Origin of the sequence: Ramlibacter rhizophilus, from assembly GCF_004681965.1 — a bacterium.
GTDB lineage: Bacteria > Pseudomonadota > Gammaproteobacteria > Burkholderiales > Burkholderiaceae_C > Ramlibacter > Ramlibacter rhizophilus.
The window spans coordinates 258,416-281,070 of sequence record NZ_SMLL01000007.1 but is presented as its reverse complement, the minus strand read 5'-3'; the positions used below and the strand labels follow the sequence as shown (position 1 = coordinate 281,070).

23 protein-coding genes are annotated in these 22,655 nt (G+C 71.8%); 15 read left to right on the top strand and 8 right to left on the bottom strand.

All coding sequences use genetic code 11. The features are described 5' to 3' along the window. Nucleotides 1–177: 177 nt before the first annotated feature. The 5 genes from EZ242_RS18230 (at nt 178) to EZ242_RS18210 (ending at nt 4,265) form a co-directional block, all read left to right on the top strand. Complete coding sequence (locus EZ242_RS18230; RefSeq protein WP_135286626.1) at nt 178–864, top strand: alpha/beta hydrolase family protein; 687 nt, start codon at nt 178–180, stop codon at nt 862–864. A 55-nt stretch (nt 865–919) separates the two neighbouring features. After that, complete coding sequence (locus tag EZ242_RS18225; RefSeq protein ID WP_135286625.1) at nt 920–1,603, top strand: response regulator; 684 nt, start codon at nt 920–922, stop codon at nt 1,601–1,603. Next, nucleotides 1,600–3,006, top strand: coding sequence for a sensor histidine kinase (locus EZ242_RS18220; protein WP_135286624.1), 1,407 nt, complete (start codon nt 1,600–1,602; stop codon nt 3,004–3,006). Before EZ242_RS18225 ends, EZ242_RS18220 begins: the two co-directional genes overlap by 4 nt. 109 nt (nt 3,007–3,115) lie before the next feature. After that, nucleotides 3,116–3,610, top strand: a complete 495-nt coding sequence (locus EZ242_RS18215) for a c-type cytochrome (protein WP_135286623.1) — start codon at nt 3,116–3,118, stop codon at nt 3,608–3,610. 283 nt (nt 3,611–3,893) lie between these two features. Continuing rightward, complete coding sequence (locus EZ242_RS18210) at nt 3,894–4,265, top strand: DUF4148 domain-containing protein (protein ID WP_135286622.1); 372 nt, start codon at nt 3,894–3,896, stop codon at nt 4,263–4,265. A gap of 87 nt (nt 4,266–4,352) precedes the next feature. Here the strand turns inward: EZ242_RS18210 and EZ242_RS18205 are convergent, their stop codons facing one another. Both EZ242_RS18205 and EZ242_RS18200 read right to left on the bottom strand, forming a co-directional pair. Next, nucleotides 4,353–4,760 (bottom strand): cupin domain-containing protein, encoded by a 408-nt coding sequence (locus EZ242_RS18205; RefSeq protein ID WP_135286621.1) that lies wholly within the window; start codon nt 4,758–4,760, stop codon nt 4,353–4,355. 16 nt (nt 4,761–4,776) lie between these two features. Next, nucleotides 4,777–5,904, bottom strand: a complete 1,128-nt coding sequence (locus EZ242_RS18200; protein ID WP_240787148.1) for an ABC transporter substrate-binding protein — start codon at nt 5,902–5,904, stop codon at nt 4,777–4,779. Nucleotides 5,905–6,088: 184 nt separating this feature from the next. Between EZ242_RS18200 and EZ242_RS18195 the strand changes: the two genes are divergently transcribed. Genes EZ242_RS18195 through EZ242_RS18175 form a run of 5 tightly spaced genes read left to right on the top strand, consistent with a single transcriptional unit; the run spans nt 6,089 to nt 9,901 of the window. After that, the gene (locus tag EZ242_RS18195; RefSeq protein ID WP_135286620.1) at nt 6,089–6,883 is read left to right on the top strand and encodes an SDR family NAD(P)-dependent oxidoreductase; all 795 of its coding nucleotides are present in this window, start codon (nt 6,089–6,091) and stop codon (nt 6,881–6,883) included. Between the two features lie 31 nt (nt 6,884–6,914). Next, on the top strand, nt 6,915–8,234 hold the full coding sequence (locus tag EZ242_RS18190; RefSeq protein ID WP_135286619.1) for an aromatic ring-hydroxylating dioxygenase subunit alpha: 1,320 nt from the start codon (nt 6,915–6,917) through the stop codon (nt 8,232–8,234). 4 nt (nt 8,235–8,238) lie between these two features. Then, nucleotides 8,239–8,739 (top strand): aromatic-ring-hydroxylating dioxygenase subunit beta, encoded by a 501-nt coding sequence (locus tag EZ242_RS18185; protein ID WP_135286618.1) that lies wholly within the window; start codon nt 8,239–8,241, stop codon nt 8,737–8,739. An 11-nt stretch (nt 8,740–8,750) separates the two neighbouring features. Further along, nucleotides 8,751–9,566, top strand: a complete 816-nt coding sequence (locus EZ242_RS18180) for a DODA-type extradiol aromatic ring-opening family dioxygenase (protein ID WP_135286617.1) — start codon at nt 8,751–8,753, stop codon at nt 9,564–9,566. Continuing rightward, on the top strand, nt 9,563–9,901 hold the full coding sequence (locus EZ242_RS18175) for a hypothetical protein (protein ID WP_135286616.1): 339 nt from the start codon (nt 9,563–9,565) through the stop codon (nt 9,899–9,901). Before EZ242_RS18180 ends, EZ242_RS18175 begins: the two co-directional genes overlap by 4 nt. On the opposite strand, the gene EZ242_RS18170 is transcribed toward EZ242_RS18175, so the two are convergent. After that, nucleotides 9,813–10,493, bottom strand: a complete 681-nt coding sequence (locus EZ242_RS18170; RefSeq protein WP_135286615.1) for a GntR family transcriptional regulator — start codon at nt 10,491–10,493, stop codon at nt 9,813–9,815. The genes EZ242_RS18175 and EZ242_RS18170 overlap by 89 nt on opposite strands. 80 nt (nt 10,494–10,573) lie before the next feature. Here EZ242_RS18170 and EZ242_RS18165 point away from each other — a divergent pair, with 80 nt between their 5' ends. Continuing rightward, nucleotides 10,574–11,287, top strand: coding sequence for an SDR family NAD(P)-dependent oxidoreductase (locus EZ242_RS18165; protein ID WP_167784845.1), 714 nt, complete (start codon nt 10,574–10,576; stop codon nt 11,285–11,287). On the opposite strand, the gene EZ242_RS18160 is transcribed toward EZ242_RS18165, so the two are convergent. After that, nucleotides 11,251–13,407, bottom strand: a complete 2,157-nt coding sequence (locus EZ242_RS18160) for a hybrid sensor histidine kinase/response regulator (RefSeq protein ID WP_135286613.1) — start codon at nt 13,405–13,407, stop codon at nt 11,251–11,253. The genes EZ242_RS18165 and EZ242_RS18160 overlap by 37 nt on opposite strands. 103 nt (nt 13,408–13,510) lie before the next feature. Next, nucleotides 13,511–14,872, bottom strand: coding sequence for a coniferyl aldehyde dehydrogenase (locus EZ242_RS18155; RefSeq protein ID WP_135286726.1), 1,362 nt, complete (start codon nt 14,870–14,872; stop codon nt 13,511–13,513). Nucleotides 14,873–15,175: 303 nt separating this feature from the next. On the opposite strand from EZ242_RS18155, the gene EZ242_RS18150 reads away from it, so the two are divergent. Genes EZ242_RS18150 through EZ242_RS18135 form a run of 4 tightly spaced genes read left to right on the top strand, consistent with a single transcriptional unit; the run spans nt 15,176 to nt 19,090 of the window. Beyond that, entirely contained in the window at nt 15,176–16,624 is a 1,449-nt protein-coding gene (locus EZ242_RS18150) for an amidase (protein ID WP_135286612.1), read from the top strand. A 24-nt stretch (nt 16,625–16,648) separates the two neighbouring features. After that, nucleotides 16,649–17,191: a 3-hydroxyanthranilate 3,4-dioxygenase gene (locus EZ242_RS18145; RefSeq protein WP_240787146.1), complete on the top strand. Its 543-nt coding sequence runs from the start codon at nt 16,649–16,651 to the stop codon at nt 17,189–17,191. Next, on the top strand, nt 17,191–17,850 hold the full coding sequence (locus EZ242_RS18140; protein ID WP_135286611.1) for a cysteine hydrolase family protein: 660 nt from the start codon (nt 17,191–17,193) through the stop codon (nt 17,848–17,850). Before EZ242_RS18145 ends, EZ242_RS18140 begins: the two co-directional genes overlap by 1 nt. Before the next feature lie 34 nt (nt 17,851–17,884). Continuing rightward, a complete protein-coding gene (locus EZ242_RS18135) occupies nt 17,885–19,090 on the top strand; it encodes a LysR substrate-binding domain-containing protein (protein WP_135286610.1) in 1,206 nt (401 codons plus the stop codon). Nucleotides 19,091–19,203: 113 nt separating this feature from the next. Here EZ242_RS18135 and EZ242_RS18130 read toward each other — a convergent pair whose 3' ends face one another. The 3 genes from EZ242_RS18130 to EZ242_RS18120 form a co-directional block, all read right to left on the bottom strand. Continuing rightward, entirely contained in the window at nt 19,204–20,109 is a 906-nt protein-coding gene (locus EZ242_RS18130; RefSeq protein ID WP_135286609.1) for an MBL fold metallo-hydrolase, read from the bottom strand. Nucleotides 20,110–20,275: 166 nt separating this feature from the next. Next, nucleotides 20,276–21,046, bottom strand: coding sequence for an ABC transporter permease (locus tag EZ242_RS18125; RefSeq protein ID WP_135286608.1), 771 nt, complete (start codon nt 21,044–21,046; stop codon nt 20,276–20,278). Continuing rightward, nucleotides 21,036–22,655: an amidohydrolase gene (locus EZ242_RS18120; RefSeq protein WP_135286607.1), complete on the bottom strand. Its 1,620-nt coding sequence runs from the start codon at nt 22,653–22,655 to the stop codon at nt 21,036–21,038. Before EZ242_RS18120 ends, EZ242_RS18125 begins: the two co-directional genes overlap by 11 nt.

Genomic DNA, 22,655 nt, shown 5'->3' with positions numbered 1-22,655 from the left:
CTTGGGTCTGGACGAAAGCCGGGCCCGCGTGGTCCGGCCGGCTGCAGGTCACGCTAGCTCGGGCACGGCCTGCAGGTGGTCGGACACTCCCGTGTCGGGTTGTAGGCGCCCCCTCCCCCTCCGGTCGAGGGCTGGGGTGGCGGCCGCCCGCGCTCTTCTTTGGCAGACTCCCCCTGCATGCAGCCCGCCCCGTCCACGCCGCTTCGCATCGCACTGGCAGGTGCAGCCTCGGTGTCCGCACTCGCGATGCGGCCCACGCGCTGCACCGCCGCGCTGGTCCTGGCCCACGGCGCCGGCGCGGGCATGCAGCACCCCTTCATGGAGGCGCTCGCGACAGCGCTCGCCGCGCAGGGCATCGCCACGCTGCGCTTCCAGTTCCCCTTCATGGAAACGGGCTCGCGCCGGCCCGACGCCCCGGCTGTCGCGCAGGCCGCCGTGCGCGCTGCCGTGGCGCAGGCCCAGGCCCTGTGGCCCGAGCTTCCCCTCTTCTGCGGCGGCAAGTCCTTCGGCGCCCGCATGGGTTCGCAGGCGCAGGCGCAGCAGCCGCTCGTAGGCGTGCACGGCCTGGTCTTCTTCGGGTTCCCGCTGCACCCGGCCGGAAAGCCGGGGACCCAGCGCGCCGATCACCTGGCCGCCGTGCACCTGCCCATGCTCTTCCTCCAGGGCACCCGTGACGCGCTGGCCCAGCAGGACCTGATGCGGCAGGTCGCGCGCCGGCTGGGTCCGCTTGCCACGCTGCAGGAGACCGAGGGCGCCGACCATGCCTTCCACGTGCCGGTGCGCTCCGGGCGCACGGACGCGCAGGTGCTCGAGGGGCTGGCCGCGCAAGCGGCGCGATGGATGCAGGCGCTAACGCCGGCCTAAGACACGCGCTCTAAGATGGCCGCACCCCCTCCACGCCCACGCCCCTTGCGATGCCATGAGAGTCCTGCTGGTTGAAGACGACGAGATGATCGGCCAGAGCCTCAAACCGGCCCTGGCCGCCAACGGCTGGTCGGTGGACTGGGTCAAGGATGGCCTGCTCGCCCAGAGCGCGCTGGCCGACGGCGACTACGCCTGCGTGCTGCTCGACCTGGGCCTGCCCAAGCGCGACGGCATCGAGTTCCTGCGCATCGCGCGCGAGAAGGGCGACCGCACGCCGGTGCTGGTGCTGACCGCCCGCGACGGGCTGGACGACCGCATCACGGGCCTGGACGGCGGCGCCGACGACTACCTGGTCAAGCCCTACGAGCTGCGCGAGCTGCTGGCCCGCATGCGCGCCATCATCCGGCGCCGCGACGGCAGCGCGCATTCGGTCATCGGCGCGCCCTCGCTGCAGCTGGACCTCACCACGCGCGAGGTGCTGGTGGCCGGCGAGCGCACGCAGCTGTCCGCGCGTGAATTCGCGCTGCTGCACGCGCTGCTGGAGCGGCCCGGCGCCATCCTCTCGCGTGAGCAGCTGGAGAACCGCATCTACGGCTGGGGCGAGGAAGTCAGCAGCAACGCCGTCGATGTCCTGATCCACGGCATGCGCCGCAAGCTCGGCCCCGACGCCATCCGCAACGTCAGGGGGCTGGGCTGGCGCATCGCCGCGGCGTCCTCGACCCACTCCTCCACCGCATGAACACCGACGACGCGCGCACCGCCCCCGCCTGGTTCCCCGAGGCGTCCGGCCCCGGCCGCTGGAAGTTCCACGTCTTCCCGCGCGGGCGCCTGTGCTCGCTGCGCCGCGCACTGCTGCTCTGGCTGCTGCCGGTCTTCGTCGTGGTGGCGCTGATCTCGGCCGCCTCGGCCTACTGGAGCTACACCACCATGGTGCGGCAGTTCATGGACAACCAGATGGAGCAGCTCGGCGCGTCCGCGGCCTGGCAGGAAGGCGGCGCCATGCCCCTGTCCAGCAGCGCAGAGCGGGTGCACGAGTGGGGCGACTACGTGGTGCAGGTCTACGACGCGAACGGGCGCCTGCGCGCCAGCTCCTGGCCGCCGCTGCGCGCGGGCCTGCTGCCGGCGCCCGGCTTCGAGGACGTCCGCGTGGACGGCCAGCGCTGGCGGGTCTATGCGGCTCCGCCCAAGGCCGACGGCGAGCGCGTGCAGGTGTTCCAGAGCGGGCGCTTCCGCGCCCACCTGGCCTTCGAGCGCGCCGGTGCGGCCGTGGTGCCGGTGCTGGTGCTGCTGCCGCTGGCCCTGGCCGTGCTCTGGTTCTTCTCGGGCGCCATGTCGCGCGCGGTGGAGGACATCGGCGCGCAGGCGGCGAACCAGGACGAGAACAGCATCCAGGAGATCCCGCTGGACCGCGTGCCGGCCGAACTCAAGCCCATGGTGGCCTCCTTCAACAGCCTGCTCACGCGCCTGCGCGATGCCTTCGCCGCCCAGCGCCGCCTGGTGCAGGACGCCGCGCACGAGCTGCGCACGCCCATCACGGCGGTGGCCCTGCAGCTGGAGAACGTGTGCCGCGACATGCCGGCCGGCGCCTGCCAGGAGAGCCTGGGCCAGCTCTCGCTGGGCGTGCAGCGTGCCAGCCGCACGGTGGACCAGCTGCTCAAGCTCTCACGCCAGACCGCCGCCGTGCCCGAGGCGCCGGTGCTGGTGGACCTGCAGGCGCAGGTGCGCGAGAGCGTCAACGCCCTCATCGCGCTGGCGGACCAGCGCGGCATCGACATCGGCGTCACCGGCCAGGCGCGTGCGCCGGTGCACCTGCGCTGCGCGCCCTCGGACCTGCGCAGCGCGCTGGACAACCTGATCGAGAACGCGCTGCGCTACACGCCCGAAGGCGGCGTGGTGGACGTGCACCTGGAGGTCTCGGACGGCCGGCCCGTGATCGAGGTCATCGACACCGGCCCGGGCATCCCGCCCGAGCTGCTGGAGCGGGTCTTCGACCGCTTCTACCGCGTCCCCGGCAGCCGCGCCGGTGGCAGCGGCCTGGGCCTGTCCATCGCCCATGCCGCCGCCCAGCGCTGCGGCCTGCGCATCGTGCTGCGCAACCGCAGCGACGCGCAGGGCCTGGTGGCGCGGCTCGAACTGGCCTGAGCCCCGGCTGCTCTGGCGTGCATCTGGATACCGGATGGCTTGCATTCGCCGGCCGTCCGGCTACCTTGGCGTCGTCCGGTCCCGGTGCGGCCGGTTGCGAAGGAATGCCATGCCCCAGCGTCCGTCTTCGTTCCTGCGCAGCGCCTTCATCGCGCTCGCGGGTGCCTGTGCCTTGTCCACCGCGTTCGCCCAGCAAGCGGCCAAGCCCGCGCAGGGCTCGGTCGAGCGCGGCCGCTACCTCGCGAAGATCGCCGGCTGCAACGACTGCCACACGCCCGGCTATGCGCAGGCCGGCGGCAAGGTGCCCGAAGCGCAATGGCTGGTCGGCGACAAGCTCGGCTTCCAGGGCCCCTGGGGCACCACCTACCCGGCCAACCTGCGCCTCTTGATGCAGCGCATGTCGCAGGCCGAATGGATCAAGTACGCGAAGACGCACGAGATGCGCCCGCCCATGCCCTGGTTCGCTTTGCGCGACATGACCGACCAGGACCTCGCCTCGATCCACCGCTTCGTGCGCCACCTCGGCCCGGCGGGTGATCCTGCGCCCGAGTACCTGCCCCCGGGCAAGGCGCCCCAGGGACCGGTGATCAAGTTTCCGGAGTGAGCCGGACTGGGGCACTGACGTCCGTGCGGGCCCCGGCACCTTCCCCCTCTGGGGGAAGGCTGGGATGGGGGCACGCGCGAAGCAGCGCAGTCGGTGGCGCGGCCCCCACCCCTGCCCTCCCCCAACGGGGGAGGGAGTTGCATCGTCTCCGACCTAACCCGCACCTAAGAAACCGCTAAGGGCCGGCTAATGACCCCCTCCTACAGTGACCACACGGCCGATGCAAACCAACGAACCGATTGCAGCGACCGCCCATTCAACCCGTCACTGAAAGGCAATCATCATGAACCGCAAGTCCCTCCTCGTCGCCGCCGTCGCCACCCTGGCCTCCGTCGCCAGCTTCGCCGGTGAAGCCGATCCCGCAGGCCAGTACGCCGAGCCGGTGCAGTCGGTCAAGAGCCGCGCCGAAGTCCTGAACGAACTGGCCGCCTTCAAGCAAAGCGGCGTGAACCCCTGGTCCATCCGCTACAACCCGCTGGCCGTCGCGCGCAGCACGCAGGACCGCGAGCAGGTGCGTGCCGGCTACCTGGCCGACCGCGAGCGCGTCTCCGCCATGGGCGCCGAGGACAGCGGCTCGGCCTACCTGTCGCAGCAAGCCGGTCGCAGCGTGCCCGCCAATACGCTGGCCGGTTCGCCCGCCGCCAACCAGTTCTGAGCGCCTGCGGCTTCGGCCGCAGCCCTCGAACGCCACGAAGCCCCTTGCGAGCGCGATGCCCGCAAGGGGCTTTCCTCATGCGACTTCTCAAACCTCCACGCGAAAGCCCCGCGCGTCGGTCTTCACGCCGGGCTTGTAGTTCACGATGCGTTCGGCGGAAATGTGAACGCCCAGCAGGCGCGTGACCTCGCTCGGGCTGGTGGTGAAGGCATGCCACACCCCCGCATGCAGTTCCACCGTGTCCCCCTTGCCCAATTCGACGGTGCGCATCTCCTCGCCCTCGATGCGGAACACCGCCGAGCCTTCGAGCACGATGAGGTACTCGATATAGGGGTGGCTGTGGAAAGGCACGTCGTAGCCGGGCTGGCAGGTCTGCAGCGCAGCGCGGATCGGGGTGCTCTTGTCGTCGTCGCCCACCAGCACGCGAAGATCGCTTTGCGGCCCGTAGGTGACCAGGGGCGCCTCGTCGAAGCGCGTGACTCGGAATCCATCCATCTTCAGGCTCCCGCCCTCACCGCAGCAGCTTCCACTCGCCGTCCTGCACGCGCACCAGGACGCGCGCGCGCTTGTCGACGCCGTAGTGGTCGGTGGGGCTCATGTTGTAGACCGCGTGCGTGCCCAGCACGTTGTTGTTGCTCTCGATGGCGTCGCGCATCGCCTGGCGGAACTCGGGCGTACCCGGCTTGGCCTTCTTGAGCGCCACCGGCACCGCCGCCTGGATGATGGCGCCGGCGTCCCAGGCGTAGGCCGCGAAGGCGTTGCGGCTGCCCGCGCCGTAGGCCCCCTCGTACTTCTTGAGGAACTCCAGGCCCGGCGCCTTGAGCGGGTTGTCCGCCGGCAGCTGCTCGGCCACGACCACCGGCCCGGTGGGTGCGATGGCGCCTTCGGCCCGCTTGCCGCCCACGCGGATGAAGTCGTTGTTGACCACGCCGTGCGTGTGATACATGGGCTTTCGGTAGCCGCGGTCCGCGGCGGCGATCTGCGGCAGCGCGGCGGGCGTGCCCGAGGCGCCCACGAAGACGGCGTCGGGGCTGGTGGACAGCACCTTGAGCATCTGGGCGGTCACGGAGGTGTCCGGGCGCGCGTAGCGCTCGTCGGTCGTGACCTCGATGCCGTTCTTCTCGCCCAGGCCCTTGAGGCTCCTCAAGTTCAGGTCGCCCCAGGAATCGGCGAAGCCGATGTAGCCGACCTTCTTCACCTTGTTGGCCTGCATGTGCTCGACGACCGCATCCAGCATCAGGGGAATGGGCTGCGGCACGGCGTACAGGTAGGACTGCTTGGCCGGATCGATGGGAATGGGGCACAGCGCGAGGAAAGCCACGCGGCTTTCGTTGGCCACGGCGCCCTGCGACAGCGCCACCGGCACCGTGCTGGAGCCGATGATCACGTCCACCTTGTCCTCGCTCACCAAGCGGCGCACGTTCTTGGCGCCCAGCGTCGGGTCGCTGCCGTCGTCGAGCATCACGTAGCGCACCGGCTCGCCCGCGATGGTCTTGGGCAGGATGGCCACCGCGTTGGCCACGTGCAGGCCGAGCGAGGCGCCCGGGCCGGTGGTGCTGGCGGACACGCCCACCACGATCTCGGCCCACAGGGCCCCCGACGCACCGGCGACCATCAGGCCGATCAGGGTCTTCTTCATGCGAATTCCTTTCCTTGGCACAGGCTTGGCTTGCGGCGGGCTTGCCGCGCAAGAGAGCAGCGTCGGGCTCGACGTCGTAGCATACTACCGTAGAATACTAGCGAGCACCGCCCGGACGCGTCAACATGCGCGGGCGACGTTCGGACCGGACGCCGGTCCGCCAGCAGACAAGGAGTGCACACCCATGGCGCCTCAGCTCGACGGCAAGGTGGCCCTCGTGACCGGAGCGGCCGGCGGCATCGGTCGCGCGGTGGCCGAACGCTTCCTGGCCGAAGGCGCCCGCGTGCTCGCCTTCGACCGCAGGGAAGCCACCCTGGCCGGAAAGCCCGAGGCCTGGGCGGCCGTCACGGGCGATGTGCGCAGCCCCGCCGACAACGAGCGCGCGGTGGCGCATGCGCTGTCGCGCTTCGGCCGGCTGGACGTCTTCGTGGGCAATGCCGGCATCTACGACAACCGGCGCAGCTTCCGCGGCTTCTCGCCCGCCGAGCTGGACCGCGCCTTCGACGAGCTGTTCGCGGTGGACGTCAAGGGCTACCTGCTGGGCGCGCGCGCCGCGCTCGATGCACTGACGGCCACGCGCGGCTGCATCGTCTTCACCAGTTCCGTCTCGGGCACGCACGCGGGCTTCGGCGGCGTGCTCTACATCGCGGCCAAGCACGCGGTCAATGGCCTCACGCGCCAGCTGGCGCTGGAGCTCGCGCCCCACGTGCGCGTCAATGCCGTGGCGCCGGGCTTCGTGCCCACGGGGCTTTCCGGCATCGAGTGCCTCGCCCAGGGCCAGGGCAGCGGCGGGCCGACCCCCGCGGACATGCCCCTGCAGGCGATTGCGCAGCCGCAGGACTACGCGGCCGCCTATGTCTTCCTCGCCTCGGACGCCAGCGCGCGGACCGCCACCGGCACCGTGCTGGCGCTCGACGCGGGCACCGCCGTGCGCGGGCCGAGGCCCGCCTCGTGGGATGCGCCGGGGCCCACCGGCTAGGGCGAGCGACAGACCGACCAGGACACGCGACATGAACGAAGCCACTCCCCCGCTGCCGCCCCCCATCGCGGCCGACGCCGGCATCGGCCCCTACCGCGCCGGCGAGCTCTTCGCCGCCGACGGCTCGGCCGTGGACCGGCGCATCTTCGTGGACGAGCACCTGTACCGCCTGGAGCAGGAGCGCATCTTCGCGCGCTGCTGGCTGTACCTGGGCCACGAAAGCGAGCTGCCGGTGCGCGGCGCCTTCTTCACCACCACCATGGGCGAAGACCCGGTGATCGTGCTGCGCGACAAGGCCGAGGGACGACTGCGCGCCTTCCTCAACAGCTGCAGCCACCGGGGCGCCAAGGTGTGCCGGGTGGACTCGGGCGTGACCGGCGCCTTCCGCTGCCCCTACCACTCCTGGACCTTCAGCACCGAGGGCCAGCTCGTGGGCGTGCCGCGCCAGGACGCGGTCTACGGCAGCACGCTGGACCGCAGCCGCCACGGCCTGCGCGAAGTGCCGAAGGTGGAGAGCTTCAGCGGCATGATCTTCGCCAGCTGGGATCCCGCGGCACCCAGCCTGCGCGAGTACCTGGGCGACATGGCCTTCTACCTGGAGCTGATGCTCACGCGCATGGACGGCGGCACCGAGCAGATCGGCGGCGTGCACAAGTGGACCATCGACGTGAACTGGAAGATTCCTTCCGAGAACTTCGCGGGCGACCACTACCACGTGCCCTCCACGCACGGCGCCGGCGTCGAGATGGGCTACCGCAGCCAGCTCACCAACCACGGCTACTGCATCCAGACCGGCAACGGCCACTCCATCGGCAGTGAACGTGGCGGCGCGCAGCAGGGCACGGCCGTGCCCACCGAGTACGACGCCTTCATGGCCCGCATGCGCGCCGAGTTCGCCGCGCGCTACGGGCAGGACGCCGAAGCCTTCGTGCCCATCGGCGTGGGCACGCTGTTTCCCAACTTCTCCTTCCTGGACAGCGCGCGCTTTCGCTCCTTCCGGGTCTGGCATCCACGCGGCGTCGACAAGATCGAGGTGCACTCCTGGTGCATCGTGGACAAGTCCATGCCGGCCGAACTCAAGGCCGCGGTGCGACAGCGCTACTCGCTGGCCTTCGGGCCGGGGGGCATCTTCGAGCAGGACGACGGCGACATCTGGCAGAGCGTGCAGGACGCGCTGCGCGGGCACATCGGCCGGCAGGGCCGCTTCAACTACCAGATGGGCCTGGGCCGCGAGGCGCCCACGTCCGAACGCTACGGCACGCCTTTCCCCGGCAGCTGCAGCGACATCCTGATGACGGAGGCCAACCAGCGGGCCTTCTACCGGCACTACGCGAAACTCATGCAGGACTGAGGCCATGTCAGAGATCCCGGGCGAGAGCCACTGGCGAGCCGTCGAAGGCTTCTACCGGCGCGAGATCCTGCTGCTGCAGGACCGCCGCTACCGCGAGTGGCTGGGCCTCATGGACCCGGCCGTGCGTTACCACGTGCCCGTGACCACCTCCACCCTGCAGGGCCTGGTCACGCGCGAAAACGAGCTGGGCTACTACGACGAGGACTTCACGCTGCTGAGCGCGCGCGTGGACAAGCTGGAAAGCCGGCAGTCCTGGGTGGAACAGCCGCCCTCGCGACTGCGCTACTTCGTGCAGGTCATCGACGTGTCCGAGGAAGATGGCGCAAGCCTCGTCGTGCGCAGCAACCTGCTCTTGCTGCAGTACCGCTGGAACATGGAGCAGCAGTTCAGCGGCGACCGCACCGACACGCTGGTGCCGACCGACGGCGGACTGCGCCTGCGCCACCGGCGCGTGGTGCTGGACCGCCAGTCGGTGGGCAAGCAGGGCCTGAGCGTGTTCTTCTGAAAGGTGCCTCCGTGCTGGTCGCCGCAACCGTCCACTTCCCCTACATGACCGCCTGGCCCGAGCGCGCCTCGGCCGGGCATCGCGCCGCCACCGAAGCCGGCTTCCGGCGCCTGGGCCAGGCCATCGCCGATGCGGGCATCGACACCCTGGTGGTCTTCACGAGCGAGCACATCGTCAACCTGCAGCCCCGGATGGCGCCGCCCTTCGTCGTCGGCGTGGGCGAGCGCCACGCCGCCTTTCCCGAGCCGCAGTTCAAGCTCGCGCCGCAGGCGCGACCGGGCGATCCGGCGCTCGCGCAGGAGATCGTCAGCGGGCTGTACGCGCGTGGCTTCGATCCCGCGCATTCCATCGAGCTGCGCCTGGACCACGGCACCACGCTGCCGCTCGCGCAGCTCGGGATCGCACCGGACGCGGCGGTGATTCCCGTGATCATCAACAGCCTCTTCGCGCCCCTGCCGCCGCTCGCGCGCTGCCGCGCGCTGGGCGGGGCCGTGGCGGACATCGTGGGCCGCTCGGCGCTCGGCCGGCGCGTGGGCGTGCTGGCCACCGGCGGGCTCTCGCACATCGTCGGCGCGCCCGGCATGGAGCGCAACGACCCGGACTTCGACGCCGACTTCGTGCAGGCGCTGGTGGCCGGCGAACTGGAGCGCGCCTGCGCGTACCCGGACGCGATGCTGGACCGCATCGGCAACGGCACGCACGAGATCCGCAACTGGGTCGCGGCGGCCGGCGCGGCGCAGGCGCGCCGGCCCACCGTGGTCACCTCGATCGCCTACGCGCCGGGCTGGGACAGCGGCGTGCACCAGCTCCTGTGGGAGGCCGCATGAGCGCGGGCGCCCTCACGCAGTTCCTGGTGGACATCACGCGCGGCCATCGCCGGGCGGACTTCGCGGCCGATGCCGAGGCGGTGCTCGCGGACGCGCCCCTGTCCGCCGCGTTGCGCGAGGCGGTGCGCCGCCAGGACATGGCGGCGCTGTGGCAGGCGGGGGCGCACCCCATGGCCCTGCTGTACTTCGCGCGCGCCAGCGGCTGGGACAACGAGCGCTATTACGCCTGCCTCGCGCAGGCGCAGCTCACGCCAGGCGCTGGAGGCGCTCCTGCTGGCGCAACTGGTCACGCGCCGCCACGAACGCATCCACCGAGCGCTCCACATGCTCGGTGACCACGCGGCGCGCGCGCCGGCAGTCGCGCGCTTCCAGCGCGTCGAGCAGCTCGGCGTGCTCGGCCACCACCTTCTCGTTGCGCAGCGCCGTGACGCGCGTGCCGCTGGCGATCAGGTACATCTTGCCGCGCACGCCCAGGAGCTCGCGCCGGATGTGGAACAGGCGCGCCAGCTCCGCCATCCGGATGTGGAAGGCCTCGTCGATGGTGTACATGTCCTCCTGGCTGCGCCCCTTGCCCTTGAGGATGGTGCGCAGCTCGCGGATGTCCGCCGGCGTGGCGGTTTCGCACAGGCGGGCCACCACCAGCTGCTCCAGGGCCACGCGCAGCAGCCGGATCTCGCTGATGGCCTCGTCGTCGAGTTCGACCAGCCGGTAGCCGCGCTTGGGCACGATCTCGACCACGCCGTCGCGGAACAGGTTCAGGAGCGCCTCGCGCACCGGCGTGCGCGACACGCCCAGCGACTCGGCCAGCGTGGTTTCGGAGAAGAACTGGCCCCGGGCCAGCTTGCCGTCGCGGATGGCGCGGCGGATGGTGTGCCAGGCCTGTTGCGCGAGGCTTTCGGAACGGACCAGGCTGGGCAGCGATGACATCGCGGTGAGTGGGTGGTGGCCTGCGGACGGCCGCCGCTGGTATGCAACATTCTACGGGCGCGGCCCCGGGGGATACACGAATGGATCTCGGACTGAAGGATCGGGTGGCCGTGGTGGCCGGCGCCTCGCGCGGCCTGGGCCGCGCCACGGCGCAGGCGCTGCTGGCCGAAGGCGCGAAGGTGGTGGCGGTGGCGCGCGCGAGCGAGGCACTGGCTTCGCTGGCCGCGCAGCACCCGGACCGGTGCGTGGCCTTCGAGGGCGACCTGCTGGACCCTTCGCTGCCGGGGCAGGCCGTCCAGGAAGCGCTGCGGCGCTTCGGCCGGCTGGACATCGCCGTAGTGAACACGCCGGGCCCGAAGCCGCTCCTGCCGCTGGAGGCCGGCGAGCCGGACTTCGCCGCCGCCTTCGACAGCACCTTCTATCCGGCCTGGCGCCAGGTGCGCGCCGCGGCCGAGGCGATGAAGGCCGCGCGCTGGGGCCGCATCGTCATCGTCTCGTCCACCAGCGTGAAGGCGCCCAAGCCCTTCCTGTGCCTCTCGGCCGCCGCGCGCAGCGCGCTGTGGGCCTGGGCCAAGAGCGCAGCGCCTGAACTCTATGCCCAGGGCATCACGATCAACGCCCTCTTCGCGGGGCCCCACGACACCGACCGGGCACGCCAGCTCGGCGTGAAGGACAAGGTGATCGGCCGCCCGGACGACTTCGGGCGCTTCGTCGCCTCGCTGTGCGGCGACGCGACGCGCTTCATCACCGGCGCGGGCTACATGCTGGACGGGGGCGAGTCGCCCGCGCCCTGAGCGCCGTCCAGGCGGGCCAGCGCCTGCGCCAGGGCCTCGGGCGTGAAGGGCTTGGGCAGCACCGGCAGGCCCATGTCGGCGATGGCCCGGATCTGTTCCGAGTAGCCGGTCATGAGCAGCACCGCCACCTGCGGATACCGCTCGCGCACGGCCATGGCCAGGGCCACGCCGTCCATGCCGCCGGGCATGACCACGTCGCTCAGCAGCACGTCGAAGGCGTCACCGCGCGCCAGCGCGGCCAGGGCGAGGGCGGCGGTGCTCGCGTGCGTGACGGTGCAGCCCAGCGCCTCCAGCGTCGGTTGCACGACCTGCGCCACCTCCAGGTTGTCTTCGACCAGCAGGACCGTGCGGCACACCGTGGGCAGCTGGTCCACCGGCGTCGCGGCCGGCAGCTGCGGCTGCGTCGTGGGCGGAAAGCGCATGCGCACCGTGGTGCCCTGGCCGGGCGCGCTGAGGATGTCCACCTGGCCACCCGCATGCTGGCACAGGCCATAGACCTGGCTCAGTCCCAGCCCGGTGCCCTTGCCCGCGGGCTTGGTCGTGAAGAAGGGCTCGAAGGCGCGCGCGGCCACCTCGGGCGGCATGCCCGGGCCGCTGTCCTGCGCCTCCAGCAGGACCCAGGCCGCAGACCCGCCATCGGGCGCCTCCACCGGGCCGGCGCGCAGCGTGAAGTGGCCCACCCCGCCCATGGCGTCGCGCGCATTCACGGCCAGGTTGATGAGGGCCAGCTCCAGTTCGGCCCCGTCCAGGTGGATGGGCGCGGTGGCGGGATCGACCTCGATGGACAAGGCGATGCGGCTGCCCAGCGTGGGCGCGATCAGGTCGCGCATCGCCGGCAGGCTGTCCTGCAGGCGCAGCGTCGTCGGGCTCAGGGCCTGCCGGCGCGAGAACGCCAGCAGCTGGCGGGTCAGATGGGTGGACGACTCCACGGCGCGGCCGATCGCGTCCAGGTGGCGCTGCAGCGCCTCGGGTCCCTTGCGCCGCAGCATGTGCGCATGGCCGCTGATGACCATCAGCGCGTTGTTGAAGTCGTGCGCGACGCCGCCCGTGAGCCGTCCCAGCGCTTCCATCTTCTGCGCCTGGAACAGTGCCTCCTCGGCCTCGCGCCGCGCCTCGGACTCCTGGCGCAGGCGGTCCGCCGCCACCAGCGACTCGCGCGTGCGCCGCATCGCCAGCCAGGCCGTGAGCAGGACGCCCAGCACCGGCACGGCACCGAAGGCGGCCAGCTGCGCGACTTCCTTGCGCAGCTCCGCGCGCACCGCGCCCAGTTCGCGGCCCACGCCGATGTAGACGGGGTAGTCCCCCAGCTTGCGGAAGATGATCAGCCGCTTGCGCTGGTCCAGCGAGGACACGTTGCGCACGAAGCCCTCGGTCTCGCCCGCCAGCACGCGAGAGAGCACCTCGCCCTGGGGCGACATGCGCTCGGGCGCAGTCGGCAGGGGCGGCCAGCGCGAGTACACCACGCCGTCCTCGCGGAACACGGTCACGGCCACGCCCGGCTCCTCGGCCGCCAGGGTCTGGTGGAAGCGCGCGAAGTAGGACGGCTGCATGCTCAGCGCGACCACGCCGGCGAAGGCGCCCGTGTCGTCATAGCGGCCCATGCTCATGTCGAAGACGCGCCCGTCGGACGAGTACGGCTGGGGCGGGGAGAGGTGCAGGCCCATGTAGCCGTCGCGGTGGGCCCGCGCGCGCTCGCCGGCCGCGTGCACCGCAGGGGCGGGAAACGGCGCCGGAAGGCTGGACGCGATCAGCGAGCCGTCGGCGCCCTGCACCCACAGCGCATGGACCTGCGGCTGGTCGCCTGCCAGTTCGGCCAGCTGCAGGTGCAGCCGGGCGCGCTGCTGCTCGCCCACGGGCCCTGCGCGCGGCGCGATGTCGCGCACGTGCTGCAGGAGAGTCTGGTTGATGGCCAGGGTGCGCAGGGCGTGCTCGTGCGCGATGGCCAGCGACCGGTTCAGCCGCAACTCGGCCTCGGCTTCCATCTGCCGCAGGCGGTAGGCCGAGAAAGCCGCCAGCAGCAGCAGCGGAACGGTCACGCACAGCACCAGGAGCAGGCGCAGCACCCCGACCCCCGTGGGGCGGGGCGGCACGCCGTCCAGGAGTTGTCGAGGCCGGAACATGGAGGTACTGCGGCAGGCGCGGCAGGCGCAAGGAGTGCGCAGTCTCCCATGGAACGGCCGGCGGCCCAAGTCCCGGCCGGGCTTGGGGCATGCGGCGAGCGGATCAACGTGCCAGCAGGCGGGCGAGCCCCCGCGCCAGCCGTCCATACGGCGGGTTGAGCAGCGACACGCCGCTCAAGCGCGAGGCGACCAGCACCGGCTTGGACTTGGAGAAGGTGAGGAAGCCGGCTTCGCCGTGGTAGTGGCCCATGCCGCTCGCGCCCACGCCGCCGAAAGGCAGCTCGCTCGGGCCGGCGTGCAGCAGGGTGTCGTTGACGGTCACCCCGCCGGCCACGGTGTGTCGCAGAACGTGCTGGACGCGGCGGCGGTCGCGGTCGAACAGGTACAGGGCCAGGGGCCGCGGACGGGCATTGACATAGGCGAGTGCCTCGCCGAGATCGCGGTACGTCACCAGCGGCAGGACGGGCCCGAAGATCTCCTCCTGCATCACGCGCATCCCGTCCTCCACCCCCGTGAGCACCAGCGGCGGCAGTCGCCGGCTCTGTGCGTCCGCCGCGGCGGGGGACAGCTCGTGCGCACGGGCGCCGAAGCGCTCGGCGTCGTCCAGCAGGTCCAGGAGGCGGTCGAAATGGTGGTCCGAGGCGATGCTGCAGTAGTCCGGGTTGCCGGCCAGCGCCGGATAGAAGCGTCCCACCACGCGCCGCGCGGCCTCGACGAAGGCGGCCTCCTGCCCCGCGGGCAGCAGCACGTAGTCGGGCGCGATGCAGGTCTGCCCCGCGTTCATCAGCTTGCCCGCGAGGATGCGTTCGACCGCATGGCCCAGCGGATAGCCGGGCGCCACGATGGCCGGCGACTTGCCGCCCAGCTCCAGTGTCACCGGCGTGAGCCGCGCGGCGGCCGCGCGCATCACCTCGCGGCCGACCGCGCCGGAGCCGGTGAAGAGCAGGTGGTCGAAACCCAGGCCGGCGAACTGCGCGCCGGTTTGCGCGTCGCCCGTCGTGACCCACAGTTCCTCGGGCTCGAAGCGCCGGGCCACGCACTCGGCCAGCAGACGGGCCGTGCGCGGCGCATGCTCGGACATCTTCACCATGGCCCGGTTGCCGGCCGCGAGCGCACCGGCCAGGGGCGAGACGGCCAGCAGCAGCGGGTAGTTCCAGGGCGCGATGACGCCCACCACGCCCAGGGGCTGCGGCAGGACGCGCGCGCTGCCGCGAAACCAGCGGCCCGGCGAGCGGCGCCTCGGCTTCATCCAGCCGGCGCCGTGCCGGCGCGCATGGCGGATCGCCTCCAGCGCGGGGAAGACCTCCAGCATGCGCGTCTCCTGCGCCGGCCGCTGGCCGAAGTCGGCCGAGATGGCCCGCGCAAAGTCGTCCGCGTGGCTGCGCACCAGGTCCAGCAGCCGGGCCAGTCGATCGTCGCGCACCGACCAGGGCACCTCAAGTTCACGGCGGCTGGCCTCGTGCATGGGGCCGAAGCGGAACTGGAGCTCGTCGAGTTCGAGTCGTGTGGGGATGGGTTTCAAGGGCGCTGTCCTTCGGACCGAGGGGCTGGCGCATTGTCGGTAATGTGCCCGGCCTGCGCGACGCGCTCATCTATCAGCAGATTCGACACCCGCCTCAGCGTTTTGATACAAGAGTGGCGCCGACCCTGCCCAAAAATGGTCGACCCGCCGCGGGGTCGCCGGCGCACGCAGGTTCATGGCCCGCGGGGCCACGCTGGACTGGCCGCGCCATCTCGATCAACAACGTGCCTTGCACGGAGCCGCCTTATGAACCTCGCCTTCGCCAGTGCCACCGAACTCGCCGCTGGCCTGCGCGCGCGCCGCTTCGGCAGCCGCGAGCTGCTGGAGATGTACCTGCGCCGCATCGAGGCGCTGGACGGCGCGATCAATGCGGTGGTGGTGCGCGACGTCGAGCGCGCCCGCGCCGCGGCCGACGCGGCCGACACCGCCCTCGCGCGCGGCCAGGTGCGCGGGCCGCTGCACGGCGTGCCCATGACCGTGAAGGAGTCCTTCGACCTCGCCGGCCTGCCCACCACCTGGGGCGCGCCCGCGAACCGCGACAACATCGCCGCCGGCACGGCCGAAGCCGTGCGCCGGCTGCAGGACGCCGGCGCCATCGTGTTCGGCAAGACCAACGTGCCGCTGATGCTGGCCGACTGGCAAAGCTACAACGAGCTCCACGGCACCACCGCCAATCCCTGGGATCTTTCGCGCACGCCAGGTGGGTCCTCCGGCGGCTCGGCCGCGGCGCTGGCCGCGGGGCTCACCGGCTTCGAGTTCGGCAGCGACATCGGGGGGTCGCTGCGCATTCCGGCGCACTTCTGCGGCATCTACGCCCACAAGCCGACCTGGGGCATCGTGCCGCCGGCCGGCCATTGGGTCACGCCGGGCCCGCGCACCGACATCTCGGTGGTCGGCCCCATGGGCCGCAGCGCCGCGGACCTGCAGCTCGGCCTGGCGCTCACCGCCGGACCCGACGGCGCCGAGGCGCGGGCCTGGGAACTGAAGCTGCCGCCCTGCCCCCACGCGGACATCCGCGGCTGGCGCGTCGCCGTGCTGCTGGACACGCCGGTGTGCGAGGTGGACGCCGAGGTGCGCGAGGCGGTGGACGCAGTGGCGCGCTTCCTGGCCGCCGAGGGCGCACAGGTGTCCTGGGACGCGCGGCCGGACATCGACTTCGAGGCCGTCTCGCGCGACGCCACGCTCATGATCCGCGCCACGACCAGTGGCCGCATGCCGCTCGCGGACTACGAGCGCTTCCAGCAGGAACGCGCCGCGCTCTCGCCGCAGGACGACAGCTACCCGGCCCGCTTCGCGCGCGGCATCGCCGCCACGCACCGCGACTGGCTGCAGGCGCACGCGCGGCGGCACGCCATGCAGCGCGCCTGGGAGCAGTTCTTCTCCCGCTGGGACGTGCTGCTGTGCCCGGCGGCGGCCACCCCCGCGTTCGCGCACGACCACTCGCAGCCGCGCCATGAACGCCTGGTGACGGTCAACGGCCGCGAGCGGCCGTCCATCGACCAGGTCTTCTGGGCCGGCCTCGCGGGCCTGGCCTACCTGCCGGCCACCGTGGCACCGGCCGGCCGCTCGCGTGCGGGCCTGCCCATCGGCGTGCAGATCATCGGCCCGGTCTATGGCGACCTGAGCTGCATCGCGCTGGCGCAACTGCTGGAGGCCGGCTGGCGCGGCTTCGAGGCGCCGCCGCTGGAGGCCTGAACTTTCCTGGACAAGGACAACCCCATGAACATGAACGTGCTCTTTCCCACCCTCCAGCAGCGCATGCCGCAGATCGACTTCCAGGAAGTCATGGACATGCTGAGCAAGACCGACAAGCGCCGCACCTACCCGCTGTGGCAGGAAGACGATTGCCTGGCCTTCATCGCGCGCGGCCGCGAGTACCGCAGCGAGTTCCACCTGAATCCCAGCTTCGAGATGCAGTACTCGCTCAAGGGCGACCTGCACCTGCACTGGCGCGATGCCGAGAACAAGGTGCACATCTCCCACGTCCCCGAGGGCAGCTGCCTGTACCAGCCGCCGCTGGTGCCCCACTCGCCGCGCTTCGGCCCCGAGGCCTTCCAGCTGGTGATCGAGCGCAAGCGCCGCCCCGGCGAGGTGGACCGCTTCCACTGGTTCTGCCCGTCCTGCGACCACTTCCTGCACGAGGAGACCTTCGTGGTGGCCGACTACGGCGCCGACCCCGTCTCGCGCGCCTACGACCGCTTCTGGAGCAACATGGACGCTCGCACCTGCAAGCAGTGCGGCACGGTCATGCCCGACAAGTGATGCCGGCGGACACCCTGCTGCGCACGCTCGAAGCGCAGCTGCGGCCGGCGCACACGGCGCTGCTGGTCGTGGACATGCAGAACGACTTCTGCGACGCGGACGGTTTTCTCGCCCGCGCGCGCGCGGCCAGCGGGCGGCACACCATCGAGGCCGAGGAGAACGCGCGCATCGCGCAGCGCATCGAGCGCCTCGCCGCGGCGGCGCGCGAGGGCGGCGCCACGGTGGCCTGGCTGCGCTCGCTCTACGACTTCCGTTACCTCGCGCCAGCCCACATCGTTCAGCGCAAGGAGCAGGAAGGGCTGTGCCTGGAAGGCAGCTGGGGCGCCGACTGGTTCCGCATCCGGCCCGAGCCCGCCGACCTGGTGATCACCAAACACACCTTCAGCGGCTTCCACGACACCGAACTGCATGCCCAGCTCCAGGCGCGCGGCATCCGCACGCTGGTGCTGTGCGGCGTGGCCACCAACGTGTGCGTGGACTCCACCCTGCGGCACGGCTTCTTCCTGGGCTACCACGTGGTGCTCGCGCAGGACTGCGTGGGCAGCGGCAACCGCGCCGGGCATGAAGGCACGCTGGCCACGGTGCGGGTGAACTTCGGCGCGGTGGTCGATTCGCCCGAGCTGATACGCTTGCTCGGCGTCCACCCGGCCGCCGCCTGAAGCGCGCGGCCCCGGGCGCGCCGCCGTCCGGACCGTGCACACCAAACACATCCGCCCCTTCCTCTGCGTGGCCCGCGAGGGCAGCATCGCCCGCGCGGCGCAAGCCTTGCACCGCGCGCCTTCGGCCGTCTCGCGTTCGGTGCAGGAGCTGGAAGCGGCGCTGGGCGCGCCCCTGTTCGAACGCCATCCCGGGCGGTGGCTGCCCACCCCCGCCGGGCGCTTGCTGCTGCACCACGCCGAGGCCGCCTTCGCGCAACTGGAGGCGGCCTGCGAGGCCCTGTGCCGAAGGCACCCGGGCCTGGCCGGCCGCATCCGCCATGCCCCCTTCTTCTCCCTGGGCGTCCACGAGCGGCGCCTGGCCTTGCTCTTCGCCTTCACGGCGCGGCGCCCCATCGCGTCGGCGGCTGCGCTCGTGGGAGTGACACAACCGGCTGCCAGCATGGCGCTGCACGAGATGGAGGCGGCCGCCGGGGTGCCGCTGTTCGACCGCACGCATGCCGGCGTGGCGCTCACCGAGTCCGGCGAGCTGCTGGTCGTGCATCTCAAGCGCGCGCTCGCGCAGCTGCGCCTCGCGGCCGACGAGATCTCGGCGCTGCGCGGCGTGGTCGAAGGCCAGGTGGTGATCGGCGCCCTGCCCTTCAGCCGGCCCTACGTGCTGCCCGCCGCCATCGGCCGCGTGCTCGCGCGGCATCCGCGCCTTCACGTGCGCACGGTGGAAGGCCCGCTGGACGGCCTGGTCTCCGCGCTCGCCCTGGGCGACGTGGATTTCCTGGTGGGCGCGCTGCCGGCCGAGCCGCCCGGGCACGGGCTGATGCTGGAGCAGCTCGCCGAGCTCGCCATGGAGCCGCTCGCCCGCAGCGACCACCCCCTGGCCGGGCGCGACGCGCTCACCCTCGCGGACCTGCTCGCCGTGCCCTGGGTGCTGCCGCCGTCGGGGACGCCCTCGCGCACCGCGCTCGATGCGTGCTTTGCCGACGCGGGGCTGGGATCGCCGCGGGTGGCGGTGGAGTCCTCGGACATCTCGGTGATCCGCGGCCTGCTGCTGGAAACCGACATGCTCACCGCCGCCTCGCGCCAGCTGTTCCTGCACGAGCTGCAGGCCGGCGCGCTGGTGACCCTGCCGGTGGCCCTGCCCGGTACCGAGCGGCCGATCGGCGTGCTGCGGCGCGCGCCGGAGCACGCGTCGCCGGGGGCGCGGGAGTTGCTGGAGGAGATACGTCGGGTCGCGTCAGGGGGATGACCCCCCTCCCCCTCTGGGGGAGGGCAGGGGTGGGGGCCGCGCGCCCCGACAAGGGTCTTTCACGCGGGCCCCCATCCCAGCCTTCCCCCAAAGGGGGAAGGAGGAAATCCCTTTCAATCCCCGGGCGCCACCCACCGCGCCTCGAACGCCTCCGCGGTCCTGCGGATCGCCGCCACGTGCGGCGCACCGAAGTGCGTGGGCAGCAGCAGCGCGCCCGTGTCCGCGCAGTGCTCCAGCACGCGGCGGCGCGTGGCCCGGGACTGCTCGTGGTCCTCGCAGAAGCGCATCACCCAGTGCGGCGCATAGACCTGCAGCGGATGGTGGATCACGTCGCCGCAGAAGACGCCACCACCCGAGGGGTGCCGCAGCTTCAGCAGGATGTGCCCGGGCGTGTGGCCCGGCGCGTCCTCGATCAGCAGCTCGTCGTCGATGACATGCGGGCCCGAGACGAGCTCGGCCAGGCCCGCCTCGATGACCGGCAGGACGCTGTCCTGGTAGGCGATGCGCCGATGCGGGTCGTCGGCGCCGGCCGGGTTGCGCTCGGGGTCCCAGTGCTCGCACTCCTTGCGCGAGAAGAGGTAGCGCGCATTCGGGAAGGTCGGCACCCAGCGGCCATCCTTGAGCTGCGTGTTCCAGCCGATGTGGTCGGCGTGCAGGTGCGTGCACATGACCATGTCCACCTGTTCCGGCGCCACGCCCGCGGCGGCCAGGCGCTCCAGGTAGGGCGTCTGCAGCTGGTGGAAGCGGGGCCACCAGTGGCGGTCCTTGTGGTTGCCCGAGCAGGCGTCCACCAGGATGGTGTGATGGCGGGTGCGCACCAGCCAGGAATGCACGCTGGTGACCAGCTCGTTGGTCCCGGGCAGGTAGTGGTTCGGCGCCAGCCAGGACAGGTGCCGGTCCAGCAGCTGCGGCTCGAAGCCGATGAAGTACTGGTCGGGCGAGAAGCTGCCGGGGCCGAGCTGCTCCTCGATGCGGGTGACGGTCGCATCGCCGATCTTCCAGCTGAGGTTCTTGGACATGGTCAGAAGCTGTGAATGGATTCGGCGCGTCCGAAGCGGCCGCCAGAAAGTGGCCCATCAAGGCGCAAAGCGCAGGCATAGCTCGGGCTATGGCGAGCATTTGCAACGCCGAGGGGGCGCTTTCTGGAGGCCGAGGCGGATGTGGCGAATTCGTTCACAGCTTCTCTTAGCTCCCGCGCTGGAACCAGTGCAGCACGCGCCGCTCCACGCCCAGCATGCACAGGTTCAGGAGATAGCCCATCAGCGCCAGCAGCAGGATGGCGGCGTACATCTCGCCCGAACGCATGGCGTACTGCATGGTCATGAGGTAGTAGCCGATGCCTTCGGAGCCGGCGATCATCTCCGCGATCACGGTGACGATCAGCGCCAGCGCCAGGCTGGTGCGCAGGCCGACCATGATGAAGGGCATGCTGGCCGGCAGCACCACGCGCCAGAGCGTTCGCGCCGGGGAGACGTGGAAGGTGCGGGCCACGTCCAGCGACACACGGTCCACCGAACGAACGCCGGCGATCGTGTTGACCAGCACCGGGAAGAAGCTGGCGAAGGCGACGATGAAGATCTTCATGGTCGCGTCGATGCCCAGCAGCAGGATGAGCGGCGGCACGATGGCCGGAATGGGGATGGGCCGCACCAGTTCCACCAGCGTGTCCAGCGCGGCGTTGACCAGGCGGAAGCGCCCCATGAGAACGCCCACCAGCACACCCAGCCCGGCACCAGCCGCGTAGCCAGCGAGCATGCGCCACAGGCTGGAGCCGAAGACCTGCGGCAGCTCGCCGGCGGCCAGCGCCTGCGCGCCCGCCACGACGATGCGGGAGATCGGCGGCCAGTTGTTGCTGCTGACCCAGGTGCGTGCGGAGACTTCCCACAGCACCAGCAGTGCGGCGATGAGCACGAAGCCCCACACGCGCTGCGAGCGCACGCGTCCTTCAGCGGCCATGCACCAGCTCCCCACCCACGGCGGTGGCCAGCACCTGCGCGTCGGCCAGCGCCTCGGCCTCGCACGTCGTGGGGTCCACCGAGAGCACTGTCCAGTCGGCCAGCAGGCCGGGGCGCAGCATGCCGCGTTCGTGCTCGGAAAAAGCCACGTAGGCGGCGTCACGCGTGTACATGGCCAGCGCCTCCTCGCCGCTCACGGCCTGCAGCTTGCCGATGGGCTCGTCGGTGCCTGCGATCCTGCGCGTGCGCGCCTGCCACAGGCCCAGCAGCGGTTCGAAGCGCGTGACCGGCGAATCGGAGCCACCGCCCACCACCACGCCGCCATCCAGCCAGCTGCGCACCGGCGTGGCCGTGGCCATGAGCGCGGTGCCGAAGCGCTTGACCAGCAGCGGCCCGAAGGTGTACTGCATGGAACACTGCGTGGCCACGGTGATGCCCATGCGCCGGGCCTCGCGGATGTTGCGCGCCTCGGGCCAGAGGTAGGCGTGGATGAGGCAGAAGCGCAGCGGCGCGAGCGGGATCTCGCGGTCGATCTCCGCGAAGACGTCCAGCGCGATGTCGATGGCCTTGCCGCCCACCACGTGGACACCCAGCGACCAGCCCTGGCGCGCGCACTGCCAGGCGATCTGGCGGAAGGTCTCGGTGGGGGTGACCTGGATGCCGCAGTTGCAGCGTTCGTCCGGGTAGGGCTCGCGCATGAGCGAGGTCCCCAGCGAGGCGCCGCCGTCCAGGAACAGCTTGACGCCGCCGAGCTTCAGGCGTGCGTCGCCGAAGCCGGTGCGCAGGCCCGCGTTGCGCAGCCGCGCGAGGTTCTCCTCCAGCGGCAGGCTGGAGTCGGCCAGCGGCATGATCACCGAACGCATGCTGAGCTCGCCGCGCGCCCAGAGGTTCTGGTAGACGGCCATGATCTCCGGCGTCACGCCGGGGTCGACGATGCCGGTCAGGCCCGCGGCATGGTAGGTGGCCTGCACGTCGCGCAGCGCACCTTCCTGGTCGGCCAGGCTGGGCGGCGGCACCAGGCGCGCCACCGGCTCGAAGGCCGGCGGCTCCAGCAGCACGCCATTGGGCAGGCCCTGCGCGTCGCGCTCGATCTTGCCGCCCTCCGGGTCGGGCGTGCCCGCGCCGATGCCGGCCAGTTGAAGCGCCCGGGAATTGACCACCGCCGCATGGCCCACGCGCGGCAGGTACACCGGCCGCTCCGCGCAGGCGGCGTCGAGCTCCTGCCGCGTGGGATAGCGCTGCTCGGCGAGGTTGGCCACGTGCCAGCCGGTGCCGCTGGTGACCCAGGGCGCCTCGGGATGGCGGGCGGCCCACTCGCGCACGCTGCGCTGGATGTCCGCGATGGAGCGGGCACCGGCCAGGTCCACCAGGCGCGACTGGATTCCGGTCCAGTGCATGTGGTTGTGGGTGTCGATCAGGCCCGGCACGATCGTGCCGCGATCCCAGCGCAGCCGCTCGTGGCCTGGGCCCGCGGCGGCTTCCGCCTCCTGGCGGCTGCCCACCGCCAGGAGGCGGCCGCCGCGCACCGCCAGGGCCTGCGCGCGCGGGCGCGCCGGGTCCATGGTGACGATGTCGCCCTCGACGACGCGCGCCTTCGCTTCGATCTGCAT